Genomic DNA, 16,696 nt, shown 5'->3' with positions numbered 1-16,696 from the left:
GTGGTGCGGCAGCGCACCGGTCCGGCCCGACGGCAGGGTGAGAGGGAGGTGCCGCGCCGCCGGGCGGCGCGCGAAGGAGGTGGGCCGCATGGAACTCAGGCCGGGGAGTAGGCCAGCCGCACGTAGATCGGCGCGAAGGCCTCGGCCTGCGTGATCTCGATCAGCGTTTCCTTGGCCAGCTCGAGCATCGCGATGAAGGTCACGACCATCACCGGCGCGCCGCGCGAGATGTCGAACAGCTTCTCGAACTCCACGAAGCGCTGGCCCTGCAGGTGGCGCAGCACGATGCTCATGTGCTCGCGCACGCTGAGTTCCTCGCGCGAGATCTTGTGGTGCTGCACGAGCTTGGCGCGCTTCATGATGTCGGCCCAGGCATCGCGCAGGTCGACCACCGCCACCTCTGGGAAGCGCGGCTTGAGCGACTGCTCGATGTAGACCTGGGCGCGCCAGAAGTCGCGCCCGTAGGTCGGCATCGCGTTGAGCGAGGCGGCCTGCAGCTTGGTCTGCTCGTACTCGAGCAGCCGGCGCACGAGCTCGGCGCGCGGGTCCTCGGCTTCCTCGCCCTCGGCCGCCTTCTTGGGCGGCAGCAGCATGCGCGACTTGATCTCGATCAGCATCGCGGCCATCAGCAGGTATTCCGCCGCGAGCTCGAGGTTGGTCTGGCGGATCTCGTCGACGTAGCTCAGGTACTGCCGCGTCAGCGCGGCCATCGGGATGTCGAGGATGTTGAAGTTCTGCTTGCGGATCAGGTACAGCAGCAGGTCCAGCGGGCCTTCGAAGGCCTCGAGGAAGACCTGCAGCGCCTCGGGCGGGATGTACAGGTCCTTCGGCATCGCGAACAGCGGCTCGCCGTAGAGCCGGGCGAGCGCGACCTGGTCGACCACCTCGGGCATGGCCACCACCAGCGTGTCGCTGTCCTCGTCGCGCGGTCCGCTCATCGGGCGGGCGCTATCGAAAAGGTAGCGCCGTGCCCAGCATTGGCGGGCGACGGATGCCGCATCGGCATCATCTTCTTACTTGGCCTGGGTCTGGTAGACGTAGGGCTGCTGCGGCACGCGGGCTTCCGCGTATTCCTCGAGCAGGCCGCGGTCGAGGTGCTTGTCCCAGAGCAGGGCGCGGCCCGCGCGCTGTTCCGCCTCGAGCGTCGGCTTCTTGGTTTTCATCTCGTCGATGAAGCTGGTGATCTCGGAGGTGTAGTGGGGGCGGCGGAAGATGGACATAGACTGAACCTTTGTGGGCGCGAATTTTACCGGGGGACGGCATGGGGCAGGTACGAGTCTGGCGGATCGGGGTGGCGGCCGTGTGGCTGGCGGCGGTGGCGGCCCTCGTCACAGGCTGCGATTCGCAGCGCATCGAGCAGCTCGAGGAGGGCGTGTCGACCGAGGCCGACGTGCGCGCGCGCTTCGGCGAACCCGAGAACGTCTGGGATGCGCCCGGCGGCCGGGTGTTCGAATACAACCGCCAGCCCCAGGGCCAGAAGAACTACATGGTCACCATCGGCGCCGACGGCAAGATGAGCGCGCTGCGCCAGGTGCTCACGCCCGAGAACTTCGCGCGCGTGACCAACGGCATGGCGATGGAGGACCTGCGCAAGATGCTCGGCAAGCCCGCCAAGGTCACGCCCTATCCGCTGCGCCGCGAGTACGAATGGGAATGGCGCTGGCTGCAGCCGCCCAATTCGCCGATGGTGTTCACCGCGGTGCTCAACGACGACCAGCGCGTGGTGCGCAGCGGCTCCTCGCCCGACCGAGGCACCGAGGCGCCCTGAGAACGTGTTCATGGTCTTTTCATGGTGCCCGTTGCCCCGCAAAGCTGGCAGGTGCAAGGCGCAAAGCGCAGCCGGGCTGGTGGCCCGGCGAGCATTTGCAACGCCGCAGATGCCAGCTTTGCGGGGCAACCCGAAGGGCAAGGCGGCAAAGCGCCGCACTCGTCGTTGCGCACCTTGTCCAGGCATCAGCCTGGACGGCGGCGCGCGCCTAGATTGCGGCGCTTTGCCGCCTTGCGGGCACCATGAAAAGACCATGAACACGTTCTGAGTCCGCGAACGCGCCCCGGTCACCCCATGAAAATGGGGGGCGCGAAGCGCGGGGCGCCGACTAAGCTCGGCGCCACCCCATGCCCGACGCCGCCACCCCCGCCGCTTCCATCTCCGCGCTGCGCTGGCGCGTCGCATTGCTCGAGGACGATGCCGAGGTCCGGCATTTCTTCGAGGCCTGCATCGCCGCCCATCCCGAGCTCGAGCTGGTCGCCTCGCTGGGCCTGATGGCCGAGGCCGTGGCCTGGTTCGACAGCCACCAGGCCGACATTCTGCTGACCGACCTCGCGCTGCCCGACGGCCATGCGCTCGAGCTGCTGCGCCAGGTGGTGCGCAGCCAGCCGGCCTGCGAGGTGCTGGTGGTCTCGGTCTTCGGCGACGAGGACACGGTGCTCGACTGCGTGCGCGCGGGCGCGGTGGGCTACATCCAGAAGGATTCCTCGCCGGCCGACATCGCGCAGGTGATCGTCGACATCAAGCACGGCGCCTCGCCGATCTCGCCGATGATCGCGCGCAAGCTGCTGCTGCACGTGCGCGGCGGCGAGGCGAAGCCCGCCGCATCGGCCGCGCCCGACCCGGCCGCCGCCATGATGCTGACCCCGCGCGAGACCGAGGTGCTGGAGCTGATCTCGCGCGGCTACTCGTACGGCGAGATCGCGCGCCTGCAGGGCGTGACCAAGCACACGGTGCAGGGCCACATCAAGAACCTCTACAGCAAGCTCGCGGTGCATTCGCGCGGCGAGGCCGTGTTCGAGGCCAGCCGCATGGGGCTGCTGGGGCGCATGCTGGGCTGATGCGCCGCCTGCTGCTTGTCGTCCTCGCGCTGGTCGCCGCGTTGCTGGCGCCTGCCGCGGCAGGGGCCGCCAACGAGGTGCTCGCGCTCGACCGCGGCGAACTGCAGTTGCGCTTCGTCGGCCGCCCTTCGCCGCCGCCGGCCGAGGTCACGCTGCCGCTGCACTGGGACGCCCACTGGCCGCGCGCCGTCGGCTGGGCCCAGGTGCGCATCCGCTTCGCCGCACCCGCGGGCCATGCCGACGAGCCGCAGGCGCTGCTCGTCAGCCGCATCGGCAATGCCTACCGCGTGAAGCTCAACGGCCAGGTGATCGCGGCCGCCGGCAAGCTCGAGCAGATCAACGACGGCTGGTCGAACCGCCGCCCGCTGTGGCTGCGCGTGCCGCCCTCGCTGCTGCGCGACGGCGAGAACCTGCTCGAGATCGCGGTGCGCGCCGATCCCTCGCGCCGCGCCGGCATCGCGCCGGTGCGCCTGGGCGCCGAGCGCCTGCTGCAGCCGCAGTGGGACGCGCTCGAATGGCGCCATGTCACCCTGCCGCGCGTGATCACGCTGTTCAGCCTGCTGGTGGCGGTGTTCTGCCTGATGCTGTGGGCGCAGCAGCGCGAGGCCGTCTACGGCTGGGCCGCGCTGTGCGAGGCACTGTGGAGCCTGCGCATCGCCGCCACCTGGTGGGAGGAGGGCCTGCTCGCCTGGCCGAGCTGGTTCAAGGTGGTGCTCGCGGTGTTCTGGCTCGGCCACATCGCCACCTACCTCGTGATCCGGGAAGTCTGGCACGGCCGGCCGCGGCGCGAGCAATGGCTGGTCTGGGGCGTGCTGGGCCTGGGCCCGGTGGCGCTGGCGCTCGGCACGCTGCAGCAGACGCAGAACTGGGTGCTCGGCTGGATCCTGCTGCTGGTGGCCGGCTGGTTGGCGCTGTCGCTGCGGCTGGGCTGGGAGACCTGGCGCCAGCGGGCCGGCGAGCGCGCCTGGATGCTGCTGATCCTGGTCGCGGGCTGGGTCGCGCTGGTGCGCGACAGCGTGATCGCACGGCTGCTGGTCGAGCGCTTCGACGAGGCCGGCTGGACCAAGTTCGCGGCCGTGCTGGTGAGCCTCGCGATCCTCGCCATCGTGGGCATTCGCTTCCAGCGCACGCGCGAGGAGCTGCGCCAGCTCCATCTGTCGCTCGAGGACCGCATCCGCCTGCGCGAGTCCGAGCTGGCCGACAAGCATGCCGAGCTGCGCCGGCTCGAGCATGCGAGCGCGGTCGCGGCCGAGCGCGCGCGCATCCTGCGCGACATGCATGACGGCGCCGGCGCGCACCTGATCACCGCCATGCTGCAGCTCGAGCGCGGCGTGGCCACCAAGTCGGAAGTGATGCAGACCCTGCGCGAATCGCTCGACCAGCTGCGGCTGTCGATCGATGCCATCAACCTGCCGGCCGGCGATGCCAACGCGCTGCTCGCGAGCATGCGCTTCCGGCTGCAGCCGCGCATCGAGGCGGCGGGGCTCGCGCTCGACTGGTCGGTGGCGAACCTGCCGCGCTGGCGCTGCGATTCCGACGAGGCCACGCGGCACCTGCAGTACATGCTGCTGGAGGCGATCTCGAACGTGCTGCAGCACGCACGCGCACGCGTGCTCGCGGTCAGCGCGGCGGTCAGCACGACGGTCGGTGGCGATGCCATCGAGATCGTGCTGCGCGACGACGGCTGCGGCCTCGGCGAGGCGCGCGGCAACGGCCTGCGCTCGATGCGCCAGCGCGCCGCGCAGGCCGGCGTCGAGCTGCGCATCGAGAAGGCCGAGCCCGGCACGCGCGTGGTGCTGCGGCTGCCGCTCGCGTAGCGACCGCCATCTTTATGGGGCGCGCCGCGCGCCCCGTTTTCCTAGATTCGAACGCAGCCCCCGCTGCGCATCGCACAGGCCCGCCAGGCCCCGCGCGCACGGGTCGTTCCACCCCTTTGCGCCTCCTCGCCATGACACCTGTTCTTCGGCCGCGTGCCGTCTTCACGCCGACCCTGATCGCCGCCGCCGTCGCCGGCCTGGTGTGCGCATCCGCCTTGCCACGCGCCGTCGCGCAGAGCGCGTGGACCTCCGCGCCGCCCTATGCCGACATGGCGCGCGCCGACTGGTTCAACGCCGCCAACTGGAGCGCGGGCGTGCCGCGCGCCGGCACGGCCGTGACCGTGAACCTCGTGCCCGGCACCGTCGTCGGCATCGTCTCGGGCCCGGCCAGCGCGGCCTCGGTCGATGCCTCCAACGGCACGCTGATGGTGGTGGAGGGCGCGGGCCGGCTCGATACGGGCCTGTTCAACCTCGGCAGCAGCGACGGCCGCGACGTGCAGACCCTGCTGCGCATCGGCAGCGGCGGCATCGTGAATGCCGCGCGCTTCGTCTCGCAGGGCGGCGGCGGCACCGAGAACACGGTGTCGCTGAGCGGCGCGGGCAGTGCACTGAACGTCGCGGGCGAGCTGCAGATCGGCCGCAGCGGCACCGGGATGATGCAGCTCGACGAGGGCGCGCGCGTGAGCGCGGGCACGCTGCAGATCGGGCAGGCGGGCACGGCCGACGGCCATGTGCTGGTGATCGGCGAGACCCCGGTCGACGCGCTGGTGGCCCAGCGCATCGTGCTCGCCACGCCGGGCTCGACGCTGGAAATCTCGCGCGCCGGCACGGCGCCGCTGGTGCTGGGCGCGGCGATCTCCGGCCCGGGCCGCTTTGAGGTCTCGAGCCCGGTCACGCTGACCGGCGACAACACCCAGAGCGGCGACATCGTGCTGGGCAGCACGCTGCGCGTGGGCGACGGCGCGAACGCCGGGTCCATCGCCGGCAACCTCTCGGGCTTCGGCCGCGTGGTGTTCGACCGCGGCCCGGGCCGCGTGGCCTACGACGGCGCCATCGGCGGCAGCATCGCGATCGACAAGGAGAACGCCGGCACCCTGGCGCTCGGCGGCGCGCACGACACCGACGGCCGAACGCGCGTGCTCGGCGGCACGCTGCTGGTCAACGGCGCGCTGCCGCGCAGCACGGTCGAGGTGGCCGGCGGCGCCACGCTGGGTGGCCTCGGACAGGTGAAGGCGGCCACGGTGCGCGCGGGCGGCACGCTGGCGCCCGGCGACAGCGGCGTGGGCACCTTCGCCGTGCTCGGCGATCTGGCGCTCGACCCCGGCAGCCGGCTGCACTACGACCTCGGCACGCCGGGCGTGCCGGGGGCCGGCGACCTCGTCACCGTGGCCGGCAACCTCACGCTCGACGGCAGCCTCGACGTCAGCGAGCGCGTGGGCTACGGCAACGGCGTGCAGACCCTGATGCGGGTCGACGGCAGCATCGCCGACAACGGCCTCGAGCTCGGCGCCATGCCCACGGGCTTCACGCACGCGGTGCACGTGCGCGGCTCGACGGTGGAGCTGGAGGTCAGCGGCGGCGCGGTCGGCACCAACCAGTTCTGGGACGGCGGCGGCACGGCCGGCGACGGCGTGGTCGCGGGCGGCGACGGCAGCTGGCGCTACCTCGAGCCGCAATGGACCGACATCGCGGGGCGCAACGCGGAGGCCTGGAACGGCAACATGGCGATCTTCCAGGGCCGCGCGGGCGCGGTCACCATCGACGGCCTGTTCGACTTCAAGGGCATGCAGTTCCGCAGCGACGGCTACCGGCTCGAGGAGGGCTCGCACGCAGAGGGCTCGCTGCCCGGGCGGCTGGTGCCGCAGCTGGACGAAGCGCCGGTGCGCGTCGACGCGGGCGTCACCGCCACCTTCAACGTGGGGATCGAGGGCCCGGGCGGCATCCTCAAGACCGGCCCCGGCACGCTGGTGCTCGCGGGCCGCAACGACCACAGCGGCCTCACCGCGGTCGACGAGGGCGTGCTGCGCGCGGGCCGCGCCAACACCTTCAGCGAGGCCTCGCACCACGACGTGCGCCGCGGCGGCACGCTCGACCTCGCGGGCCATGACCAGACCGTGGCCGGCCTCACGGTGGCGGGCACGGTGTCGCTGGTCGGCACCGAGCCCGGCACGCGGCTGACCGTGCGCGGGCCCTATGTCGGGCAGGACGGCACCTTGCGCCTGGGCACCCGCCTCGGCGACAGCGGCAGCCTCAGCGACCGGCTGGTGATCGACGGCGGCGTCCGCGAGGAGACCCGCGCCCTGAAGGCCGGCACCGTGAGCGCCACCGCGACCGGCCTGCGCGCCAACGCCGCCGCCAGCGTCACGGGCCGTACCCAGGTGCAGATCGTCAACCTCGGCGGCCTGGGCGCGCTGACCACCGGCGACGGCATCGAGGTCGTGAGCGCGATCAACGGCGCCACCACCACCGCGCAGACCACGCGCGACGCCTTCGCGCTCGTGGGCGGCCACGTCGACGCGGGCGCCTTCGAATACCGGCTGCACGCGGCCGATGCGCAGGGGCTGGGCGAGAACTGGTATCTGCGCTCGAGCGTGGGGGTGACGCCACCGCCGCCACCCCCTCCGCCTCCCGCGCCCCCGCCGGCGCTGCCGCCGGCCCCCGCGCCGGTCGAGCGCCCTGCCTACCGCGTGCAGGTGCCGATGCTCGCTGCGCTGCCCGCGCAATTGCGCGAGAGCGACCTCACGATGCTGTCGAACCTGCACCAGCGCAGCGGCGCGCCGCAGGCCGCCGGCGACGGCCCGCCCATGCGCCGCGCCTGGGGCCGCGTCATCGTGGCCGACCCGACGCTGGCGCAGCGCGGCGCGGTCGACCCGCGCAGCGAGATGCACCTGAGCGGCTTCCAGGCCGGCACCGACCTCTGGGCCGGCAGCGCATGGCGCGCCGGTGTCTACGTCGGCCAGCTCGAGGGCAAGGCGCAGGTGCAGGGCTTCGCGAGCGGCCTGTGGGGCGCGATCGGCCGCACCGACCTGCGCAGCCGCTACCTCGGCGGCTACGCCACCTTTGCCGAGCCCGGCGGCTTCTATGCCGATGCGGTGCTGCAGTTCGGCCGCCACGACTACACGGCGCATCCGCTCGCCGCGCTGCCGATCGAGGGCAAGGGGCGCAGCACCGTGGCCTCGCTCGAGATCGGCCAGTCCTTCGAGCTCGGCGCGGGCTGGGCGCTCGAGCCGCAGCTGCAGCTGATCCACCAGAGCCGCTCGATCGACGAGGCGCTGATCCCGGCCGCGGTGGTGTCGCAGGACAGCGCCAACGGCTGGATGGCGCGCGCCGGCCTGCGGCTGAAGGGCCGCATCGCCGCGGGCGAGGGCGTGGTCGAGCCCTATGGCCGGATCAACCTCTACCGGATGGCCGCGGGCGCCGACATCGCGCGCTTCGCGGGTCCGGCCGCGTCCACCGACATCGCGAGCGGCGCCAGCGGCAGCGCGGCCGAACTCGCGGGCGGTTTCTCGTGGCGCCTCGGGCCCGCGGTCAGCGTCTACGGCGAACTGGGCCGCCGCTTCGCGCTCGGCGGCGGCCTGCGCTCGCGCGCCTCGGTGCAGGCGAGCGCGGGGATCAACGTGCGCTGGTGAAAGCTCAGGCCGCCGCGTGCAGCGCCGGCCGCCGCGCGCTCCAGGGCATCGCCTGCTCGAGCTGCGCCGCGAGTTGCAGCAGCGTGGCCTCGTCGCCCATCGGCGCCATGCACTGCACGCCGATCGGCAGGTCGTCGGCCATCGCCAGCGGCAGCGAGATCGCCGGCTGGCCCGTGAGGTTGGCCAGCGGGGTGCAGGCGGCGTAGTCGAACAGGTGGTCGAAGAAGCCCTGCGCATCGCGCGCGGCGTCGTCCTGGTCGAGCACGCCCAGCGCCACGGGCGGGGTGCGCATCGTGGGCGAGAGCAGGATGTCGTGCCGCGCGAAGAAGGGCGCGACCTCGCGCGACACCGCGTTCATCTGCATCAGCGCCAGTTCCAGGTCGAGCGCGCTCAGGCGCAGCCCGTGCTCGGCGGTGGCGCGCGTGCAGGCCTGCACCTGGGCCAGCGCTTGGTCGACGGTGATCTGCAGCGCCTGCGCCACCCCCGCCACGCCGGCCGCGAGGAACGAGGACCAGAATGTGCGCGTGGCCGCGAGGAAGGCCTCGTGCGCATAGGCGGGCGTGGCCCATTCCACGACGTGGCCCAGGTCGGCGAGCACCGCCGCCGTGGCCTCGACCGCCTCGACGCAGGCGCGCGCGGCCGGCTGCGTGCCCGGGAACTGCGTCGTGACCGCGATGCGCAACCGGCGCGGCGGCGTGCCGATGGCCTGGGCATAGGGCTGCGCGGGCGGCGCCATCAGGAAGGGATCGCCGAGCTCGGGGCCGTGCATCGCGTCGAGCGCGCCGGCGGCATCGCGCACCGTGCGGCACACCACGCCCTCGATGCCCAGCCCCATCAGCGGCAGGCCGTAGCCCGGGCCCGCGCTGACGCGGCCGCGGCTGGGCTTGAGCCCGACCAGTCCGCAGGCCGCGGCCGGGATGCGGATCGAGCCGCCGCCGTCGTTGGCATGCGCGACCGGCACGATGCCCGCGGCCACCGCCGCGGCCGAGCCGCCGCTGGAGCCGCCCGTGCTGTGCGCCGGGTTCCAGGGGTTGCGCGTGGCGCCGCCGAAGGCGCTCTCGGTGGTGGCGTTGAAGCCGAACTCGGGCGTGTGCGTGCGCCCCAGCGTGGCGAAGCCGGCGCGGCGGAAGCGCGCCATCAGCGCGCTGTCGGCGGGCGCGGGCAGGCCCGGGCCGAACAGCCGGCTGCCGGCCTGGCAGCGCACGCCCTCGGCCTGCAGCACCAGGTCCTTGATGAGGAAGGGCACGCCGCCGAACGGACCCTGCGCCTCGTGCGCGAGCGGTGCGTCGAACAGCTCGATGATGGCGTTGAGCCGCGGGTTCAGCGCGGCCGCGGCCTCGCGCGCGCAGCGCTGCGCCTCGGCGGCGGTGGTCTCCTTGCGGCGGATGGCGTCGGCGAGCGCGGTGGCGTCGAGGCGGCTGTAGTCGGCGAGATGCATGGCGGCGGGGTCCTGTGTCTTCGTTGGAGTGAAAGGCCGCCTGCAGCGTAGGTGGGCCTCGGCAATCGCGGCAGTCGTTCAGATGAACGATGCGGGAATCTCCGTGCCCCGCGCGCACGGCGCGCGCCTAAGATCGCGCCGCATGGCGCAGCAGGCTTTTCCGTCGGTGTCGGGCGTTCCCGCCGAACAGCTCGGAGCGATGCTGCTCGGCCTCTATCCGCTGGCCGCCGAGCCCGAGCGGCTGGGCGCGGGCGCGCTGCTCGACTGGCTGGCGCGCCACATCGCCTTCGACGGCGCCTGGTTCGGCCGCTCGCTGTTCGAGTCCGGCACCCTGCGGCCGCAGGGCGGCCACACGCGCGGCCTGGCGCCCGATTTCGTGAACGACTGGTGCCGCGTGCGGCACATCGATCCCGTGGTGCCGGCCGCCATGGCGCAGCCCGGCCATGGCGTCGCGCTGGCCGCGCACGAGCTGCCGCCCGTGGCCTCGATGCGCGCCTTCGCGGCCGACCATGGCATCGGCCAGGCGCTCAGCGTGATCGTGCCCGCGCCCGGTTCGCCGTGGTGGATGCACCTGTCGCTCTACAGCCGCGAGGCGGCCGGCCTCGGGGCGCGCGCGCAGGCGCTGGTCGAGCTGCTGATGCCGCACCTGGTGCTGGTGCAGGGGCTGGGATTGCACGAGGCGCCGATGCCGGCGCCGGCTGCCCTCACGCTGCTGAGCCGCCGCGAGGCCGAGGTCGCGCGGCTGTTCGCGCAGGGGCAGAGCTACAAGATGGTGGCGCGCACGCTCGGCAGTTCGCCGGCCACGGTGCGCCATCATCTGCGGCAGGTCTATGCCAAGCTGGGCGTCACGAGCAAGGTGCAGATGGCGCGGCTGGTGGGCGCGCAGGCCGCATAGGCCCGAACGCGGCGCCTACTTGCCGCTGTCCGGAATCACCGCATCGGCCGCCGCGCCCACCGCCTTGCCGGTGATGCGCGCGGTGCCGATCGCCGCGTCGGCCGCGAGGCCCACGGCGCCCGCGGTCACGCTGACCGCGGTGCTCGCCACCGAGACCACCGCGCAGCCGCCGAGCACGGCCAGCAGCGCCGCCGCGAGGGTGGCGCGAAAGAAAGTCGGCAGCGGTGTCGTCATGGCGGGACCTCTTCGGGGGAACGCGGGATTCAGCGCACGCGCATGCCGGGCGTGGCGCCGGGCCAGGGCTCGAGCACGTGGATGCCCGGCTGGGCCTTCTCGTCGGCGTGGCTGGCGGCGAGCACCATGCCTTCGCTGATGCCGAACTTCATCTTGCGCGGCGCGAGGTTCGCGACCAGCACCGTGAGCTTGCCCACCAGTTGTTCCGGCTGATAGGCCGAGGCGATGCCGCTGAACACGTTGCGCGTCTTGCCCTCGCCGGCGTCGAGCGTCAAGCGCAGCAGCTTGGTCGAGCCCTCGACCTTCTCGCAGGCCACGATCTTCGCGATGCGCAGGTCGATCTTCACGAAGTCGTCGATGCCGATGGTGGGCGCGATGGCCTCGCCGCCGGGCAGCGCATCCGCCGCGGGTGCGGCGGCGGGGGCGGCCACCGGCTCGGGCGCGTCGAACAGCTGGTCGACCACCTTGGCGTCGGCACGCTGCATCAGGTGCTTGTACTCGCCGATCGCATGGCCCGCGGGCAGCGCCTGCGCGGCATCGGCCCACTCGAGCGGCGCGATCTTGAGGAAGGCCTCGACGTTCGCGGCCAGCGCCGGCAGCACCGGCTTGAGGTACAGCGTGAGCAGGCGGAAGGCCTCGATGCAGACCGTGCACACGTCGTGCAGCCGCGCCTCGGCGCCTTCCTTCTTGGCCAGTTCCCAGGGCTTGTTCTGGTCGACGTACTCGTTGACCTTGTCGGCCAGCGCCATCACCTCGCGCAGCGCGCGCGCATAGTCGCGGCCGTCGTAGAGCGCATGGATCTCGCCGGCCGCCTCGCGCAGCGCGAACAGCAGCGCGTCGCCATCGGCCGACACCTCGCCCAGCTTGCCGCCGAAGCGCTTGCCGATGAAGCCGGCCGCGCGGCTCGCGATGTTGATGTACTTGCCCACCAGGTCGCTGTTGACGCGCGCGACGAAGTCCTCGGGGTTGAAGTCGATGTCCTCGTTGCGGCCGTTGAGCTTGGCCGCGATGTAGTAGCGCAGCCATTCGGCGTTGAGGCCCAGCGACAGGTACCTGAGCGGGTCGATGCCGGTGCCGCGGCTCTTGCTCATCTTCTCGCCGCTGACCGTCAGGTGGCCGTGCACGTAGACCGCGTCGGGCGCCTTGCGGCCGCTGAAGTGCAGCATCGCGGGCCAGAACAGCGTGTGGAAGGTGATGATGTCCTTGCCGATGAAGTGCACCTGCTCGAGCTCGGGGTCGGCCATGTACTCGGTGTACGAGATGCCGTCGCCGCCCAGTTCGATGCAGCGCTTGTCGAGCAGGTTCTTGAGCGAGGCCAGGTAGCCCACGGGCGCGTCGAGCCAGACGTAGAAGTACTTGCCCGGCGCATCGGGGATCTCGATGCCGAAGTAGGGCGCGTCGCGGCTGATGTCCCAGTCGCCGAGGCCGCCCTTGCCCTCGTCGTCCTTGTAGAGCCACTCGCGGATCTTGTTCTGCACCTCGGGCTGCACGTGGCCGGGCGCGGCGGTCCATTCCTTGAGATAGGCCTCGCAGCGCGGGTCGGACAGCTTGAAGAAGAAGTGCTCGGAGCTGCGCAGCTCGGGCTTGGCGCCCGACAGCGCCGAGTAGGGGTTGATCAGCTCGGTGGGCGCGTAGACCGCGCCGCAGACCTCGCAGTTGTCGCCGTACTGGTCCTTCGAGTGGCAGTTCGGGCACTCGCCCTTGATGAAGCGGTCGGCCAGGAACATGCCCTTCTCGGGGTCGTAGAACTGTTCGACGCTCTTGGTGCTGATCAGGCCGTTGGCGCGCAGGTCGCGGTAGATGTCCTGCGCCAGCTGGTGGTTCTCGGGGCCGTCGGTCGAGTGCCAGTTGTCGAAGGCGATGTGGTAGCCGTCGAGGTACTGCTTGCGGCCCGCGGCGATCTCGGCCACGAAGGCCTGCGGCGTCACGCCGGCCTTGTCGGCCGCGATGGTGATCGCCGCGCCGTGCGCGTCGTCGGCGCAGACGAAGTTGACGTCGGCACCGTTCATTCGCTGGTTCCGCACCCAGATGTCGGCCTGGATGTACTCCATCATGTGGCCGATGTGGAACTTGCCGTTGGCGTACGGCAGGGCGGTGGTGACGAAGAGCTTGCGCGGGGCGGACATCGGGGGAGGCGCTTTCGGAGTTGCGGGAGCGTCGGAAGCGACGCAGCGGGAGAACCGGGCATTTTAGGTGGCGCCGCGTTCCGGCGGGTTCGATGGCAGCATCGACCCCATGCCGCACCCCGCCGATTCCGATCTTCTCCAGGCCCACGTCGCCACCCTGGCCGCCTCGCCGCTCGCGCCCTGGGCCGCGCTGGCGCCCTGGGCGCTGCCGCCGCAGGCGCCGGCCATCGTGCGCCGGCTGCTGGCGGCGCTGCCGGCCGCCGACTATGCCATCGACGGCGACGTGGCCGTGCACCGCAGCGCCACCGTCGAGCCGGGCGCGGTGCTCAAGGGCCCGCTGGTCGTGGGGCCGGGCTGCTTCATTGCCGCGGGTGCCTACCTGCGCGGCGGCAACTGGCTCGATGCGCGCTGCAGCATCGGGCCGGGCGCCGAGCTCAAGTCCTCCTTCGTGTTCGCGGGCACCGCGCTCGCGCACTTCAACTTCGTCGGCGATTCGGTGCTGGGCGCGGGCGTCAACCTGGAGGCCGGCAGCATCGTCTGCAACCACCGCAACGAGCGCGCCGCCAAGGAGATCCTGGTGCGCGGCGCGGACGGCGCGCTGCGGCCCACGGGTTGCGAGAAGTTCGGCGCCCTGGTCGGCGATGGCGCGCGCATCGGTGCCAACGTGGTGATCGCGCCGGGCGCGCTGCTGGCGCCGGGGCGGGTCGTGGCGCGGGCGTCGCTGCTCGACCAGGAGATCGCGCCATGAACGCGTCCGCCCGCCACCTGCTGCTCGTCCACGGCCCGGCGCGCATCGTCGAATGGACCGATCCGCTGACCGATGCCCGCGAGGCCACCGACGTGGTCGGCGCCTGCTTCGAGCACGACACCGACCGCGTGCTGCTCGACGAGGCCGTGCTGCCGCCGGCCTTCTTCGCGCTGCGCACCCGCTTCGCGGGCGAATTCCTCGAGAAGCTGCAGACCTACCGCCTGCGCGCGGCCGTGGTGGTGTCGCCCGCGGCCGAGCATGGCGAGCGCTTCGCTGAATACCTGCGCGAGGCCCGCCAGGCCGCTACTGCCGCTTCCTCGACAGCCGCGAGGAGGCGCTGGCCTGGCTGGCCCGCGAATGACCCTCGCGGCGCCGGGCCTCGTCAAGGCGGTGCCATGGGCCCGGCGTTATTCTTCGGCCTCCGCGCGCCCCGGCGGCCGCGACTCCCCATTCCTCGACCAAGGGCGCCCCTCATGACCACCCCCATTCCCGCAACCCTGATCCCCGGCGACGGCATCGGCCCCGAGATCGTCGACGCCACGCTGGCCGCGCTCGACGCGCTGAAGGCGCCCTTCGAATGGGACCGCCAGATCGCCGGCCTGGGCGGCGTCAAGGCCTCGGGCGATCCGCTGCCCGCGGCCACGCTCGACAGCATCCGCCGCACCCGGCTCGCGCTCAAGGGCCCGCTCGAGACGCCCTCGGGCGGCGGCTACCGCTCGTCGAACGTGCGGCTGCGCGAGGAGTTCGAGCTCTACGCCAACCTGCGCCCGGCGCGCACCATCATCCCGGGCGGTCGCTTCGACAAGATCGACCTGATGGTGGTGCGCGAGAACCTCGAGGGCCTGTACATCGGCCACGAGCACTACGTGCCGATCGACGGCGACCCGCATGCCGTGGCCATGGCCACCGGCATCAACACGCGCCAGGGCAGCCGCCGCATCCTCGAGTACGCGTTCCAGACCGCCGTGGCCACCGGCCGCAAGAAGGTCACGATCGTGCACAAGGCCAACATCATGAAGGCGCTCACGGGCATCTTCCTCGAGACCGGCCTCGACCTCTACGAGAAGAAGTACAAGGGCCAGTTCGAGCTCGACACGGTCATCATCGACGCCTGCGCGATGAAGCTGGTGCTCAACCCGTGGCAGTTCGACATGCTGGTCACCACCAACCTGTTCGGCGACATCCTGTCCGACCTGGTGGCGGGCCTGGTCGGCGGCCTGGGCATGGCGCCCGGCGCCAACATCGGCACCAATGCTGCGATCTTCGAGGCGGTGCACGGCTCGGCGCCCGACATCGCGGGCAAGGGCATCGCGAACCCGATCGCGCTGATGCTGGCGGCCGCGCTGATGCTCGATCACTGCAAGCTGCCCGAACTCGCCACGCGCCTGCGCCAGGCCATCGACGAGACGCTCAACATCGACCAGGTGCGCACCGGCGACCTGGGCGGCAGCGCCGGCACCGAGGCCTTCACCAAGGCGCTGGTGGCGCGCATCCAGAACGCCTGAGGCACGCCGCACCGGCGACGATTCCGATGCCCAGGCGCCTGCTGTGGCTGTCGATGCTGGTGGCGGGGCTCGTGCTGGGCCTGGCCGCGTCGGCGCGCGCCGAGCCGGCGCGCTACACGGTGGTGCGCGTCGACCTGCGCAAGGACCGGCTCTCGCTGTTCCTCAACGACGACAGCGGCATCGCCTTCAAGCGCTTCGACCGGCTGCAGTCCTGGCTGGCCGAGCGCGGGCGCCGGCTCGACTTCGCGGTGAATGCCGGCATGTACCACGCCGACTTCGCGCCCGTGGGCCTGCTGGTGCGCGAGGGCCGCGAGGAGTCGCCGCTCAACCTCGAGGCCGGCACCGGCAATTTCTTCCTCCGGCCCAACGGCGTGTTCCTGGTCTCGGACGAGGGCCCGCGCGTGATCGAGTCGTCGGAATACCCGGCGCTCGCGCCGCGGCTGCGCGGCCTGTCGATCGCCACCCAGTCGGGCCCGCTGCTGCTGCGCCATGGCGCGGTGCATCGCTCGTTCATCGTCGACTCGCCCTCGCGCAAGATCCGCAACGGCGTCGGCGTGTCGGGCCACACGGCGATCTTCGTGCTCAGCGAGACGCCCGTGAACTTCCACGAGTTCGCGCTCTACTTCCGCGACGTGCTGCACTGCCGCGACGCGCTCTATCTCGACGGCACCGTCTCGGCCCTGCATTCGACCGCGCTCGGGCGCAGCGACTTCGTGCGCGAGCTCGGGCCCATACTCGCGGTCGTTTCGCCCTGAATCCCGTTCCCCTTCGTTTTCCTGCCGAGCCATGACCACTGCGCTGCCCGTCCTGTCCCTTGTCGAAACCCGCGTCCTCGGCGTGCTGGCCGAAAAGCAGCGCACCGTGCCCGACAGCTATCCGCTGACGCTCAACGCGCTGGTGTCGGGCTGCAACCAGAAGACCAGCCGCAACCCGGTGCTCGAGCTCAGCGAGTCGCAGGTGCAGGCCGCGATCGACAGCCTCAAGGGCTACAGCCTGGTGGCCGAGACCAGCGGCGGTCGCGCCTGGCGCTACGAACACAACATCGACCGCGTGCTGCGCATTCCCTCGCAGTCGGTGATCCTGCTCACGGTGCTGATGCTGCGCGGCCCGCAGACCGCGGGCGAGCTGCGCATCGCCTGCGACCGCATGCACAACTTCGCCGACATCTCCTCGGTCGAAGGCTTCCTCGACGAGCTGTCCGAGCGTTCGGCCGGCGCGCTGGTGGTGAAGCTCGCACGCCTGCCCGGCGCGCGCGAGAGCCGCTGGGCGCACCTGCTGAGCGGCACGCCGGCCGAGGAGGCCGCGCCCGCGGGCGGCTACGAGGCGCCGCGCGCCGCGCACGATGTCTCGCTGGGCGAGGTGGCGGCGCTCAAGGCCAACGTGGCGCGGCTCGAGGCCGAGGTGGCGCAGCTCAAGGCGCTGCTCGGGCGGGTGTGCTCGGAGCTCGGGATTTCCGACGCGGGCTGAACGGCCGG

The 16,696-nt window shown here is 72.0% G+C and carries 14 protein-coding genes and 1 pseudogene; 10 read left to right on the top strand and 5 right to left on the bottom strand.

Annotation, left to right across the window (positions count from 1 at the left end; translation table 11 throughout):
• Positions 1-95: 95 nt before the first annotated feature.
• Both AC07RV_RS25465 and AC07RV_RS25460 read right to left on the bottom strand, forming a co-directional pair.
• Positions 96-938: a segregation and condensation protein A gene (locus AC07RV_RS25465; RefSeq protein WP_057597651.1), complete on the bottom strand. Its 843-nt coding sequence runs from the start codon at positions 936-938 to the stop codon at positions 96-98.
• 75 nt (positions 939-1,013) lie between these two features.
• Positions 1,014-1,220, bottom strand: a complete 207-nt coding sequence (locus AC07RV_RS25460) for a DUF3460 family protein (protein WP_057597652.1) — start codon at positions 1,218-1,220, stop codon at positions 1,014-1,016.
• 41 nt (positions 1,221-1,261) lie between these two features.
• On the opposite strand from AC07RV_RS25460, the gene AC07RV_RS25455 reads away from it, so the two are divergent.
• The 4 genes from AC07RV_RS25455 (at position 1,262) to AC07RV_RS25440 (ending at position 8,275) form a co-directional block, all read left to right on the top strand.
• A complete protein-coding gene (locus AC07RV_RS25455) occupies positions 1,262-1,768 on the top strand; it encodes an outer membrane protein assembly factor BamE (RefSeq protein WP_296787569.1) in 507 nt (168 codons plus the stop codon).
• Positions 1,769-2,115: 347 nt separating this feature from the next.
• Positions 2,116-2,829: a response regulator gene (locus AC07RV_RS25450; protein WP_296778898.1), complete on the top strand. Its 714-nt coding sequence runs from the start codon at positions 2,116-2,118 to the stop codon at positions 2,827-2,829.
• The gene (locus AC07RV_RS25445; protein WP_296778896.1) at positions 2,829-4,646 is read left to right on the top strand and encodes a sensor histidine kinase; all 1,818 of its coding nucleotides are present in this window, start codon (positions 2,829-2,831) and stop codon (positions 4,644-4,646) included. Before AC07RV_RS25450 ends, AC07RV_RS25445 begins: the two co-directional genes overlap by 1 nt.
• 131 nt (positions 4,647-4,777) lie before the next feature.
• Positions 4,778-8,275 (top strand): autotransporter family protein, encoded by a 3,498-nt coding sequence (locus tag AC07RV_RS25440; protein WP_296778894.1) that lies wholly within the window; start codon positions 4,778-4,780, stop codon positions 8,273-8,275.
• A 4-nt stretch (positions 8,276-8,279) separates the two neighbouring features.
• On the opposite strand, the gene AC07RV_RS25435 is transcribed toward AC07RV_RS25440, so the two are convergent.
• Positions 8,280-9,713, bottom strand: coding sequence for an amidase (locus AC07RV_RS25435; protein WP_296778890.1), 1,434 nt, complete (start codon positions 9,711-9,713; stop codon positions 8,280-8,282).
• 142 nt (positions 9,714-9,855) lie between these two features.
• Here AC07RV_RS25435 and AC07RV_RS25430 point away from each other — a divergent pair, with 142 nt between their 5' ends.
• Entirely contained in the window at positions 9,856-10,608 is a 753-nt protein-coding gene (locus AC07RV_RS25430; protein ID WP_296778887.1) for a response regulator transcription factor, read from the top strand.
• Positions 10,609-10,623: 15 nt separating this feature from the next.
• Here AC07RV_RS25430 and AC07RV_RS25425 read toward each other — a convergent pair whose 3' ends face one another.
• Positions 10,624-10,842, bottom strand: a complete 219-nt coding sequence (locus AC07RV_RS25425; RefSeq protein ID WP_296778885.1) for a hypothetical protein — start codon at positions 10,840-10,842, stop codon at positions 10,624-10,626.
• Positions 10,843-10,871: 29 nt separating this feature from the next.
• Positions 10,872-12,968 carry a methionine--tRNA ligase gene (metG, locus tag AC07RV_RS25420; protein ID WP_296778882.1) on the bottom strand — a complete coding sequence of 699 codons (2,097 nt, stop codon included), beginning with the start codon at positions 12,966-12,968 and terminating at the stop codon, positions 10,872-10,874.
• A 109-nt stretch (positions 12,969-13,077) separates the two neighbouring features.
• Between metG and AC07RV_RS25415 the strand changes: the two genes are divergently transcribed.
• The 5 genes and pseudogenes from AC07RV_RS25415 (at position 13,078) to AC07RV_RS25395 (ending at position 16,688) form a co-directional block, all read left to right on the top strand.
• The gene (locus AC07RV_RS25415) at positions 13,078-13,716 is read left to right on the top strand and encodes an LbetaH domain-containing protein (RefSeq protein ID WP_296778879.1); all 639 of its coding nucleotides are present in this window, start codon (positions 13,078-13,080) and stop codon (positions 13,714-13,716) included.
• Positions 13,713-14,012 (top strand): annotated as a pseudogene (locus AC07RV_RS25410) (DUF4180 domain-containing protein); the annotation flags it as partial. The gene AC07RV_RS25415 and the pseudogene AC07RV_RS25410, both read left to right, overlap by 4 nt.
• 177 nt (positions 14,013-14,189) lie before the next feature.
• On the top strand, positions 14,190-15,221 hold the full coding sequence (locus tag AC07RV_RS25405; protein ID WP_296778908.1) for an isocitrate/isopropylmalate dehydrogenase family protein: 1,032 nt from the start codon (positions 14,190-14,192) through the stop codon (positions 15,219-15,221).
• Positions 15,222-15,247: 26 nt separating this feature from the next.
• A complete protein-coding gene (locus tag AC07RV_RS25400; RefSeq protein WP_296778877.1) occupies positions 15,248-15,976 on the top strand; it encodes a phosphodiester glycosidase family protein in 729 nt (242 codons plus the stop codon).
• 31 nt (positions 15,977-16,007) lie between these two features.
• Complete coding sequence (locus AC07RV_RS25395) at positions 16,008-16,688, top strand: YceH family protein (protein WP_261213931.1); 681 nt, start codon at positions 16,008-16,010, stop codon at positions 16,686-16,688.
• Positions 16,689-16,696 lie beyond the last annotated feature (8 nt).

Source organism: Variovorax sp. GW821-FHT09B01, from assembly GCF_059418345.1.
Note: the sequence above shows the minus strand (reverse complement) of the source record. Positions and strands in the feature narration are given on the sequence as shown.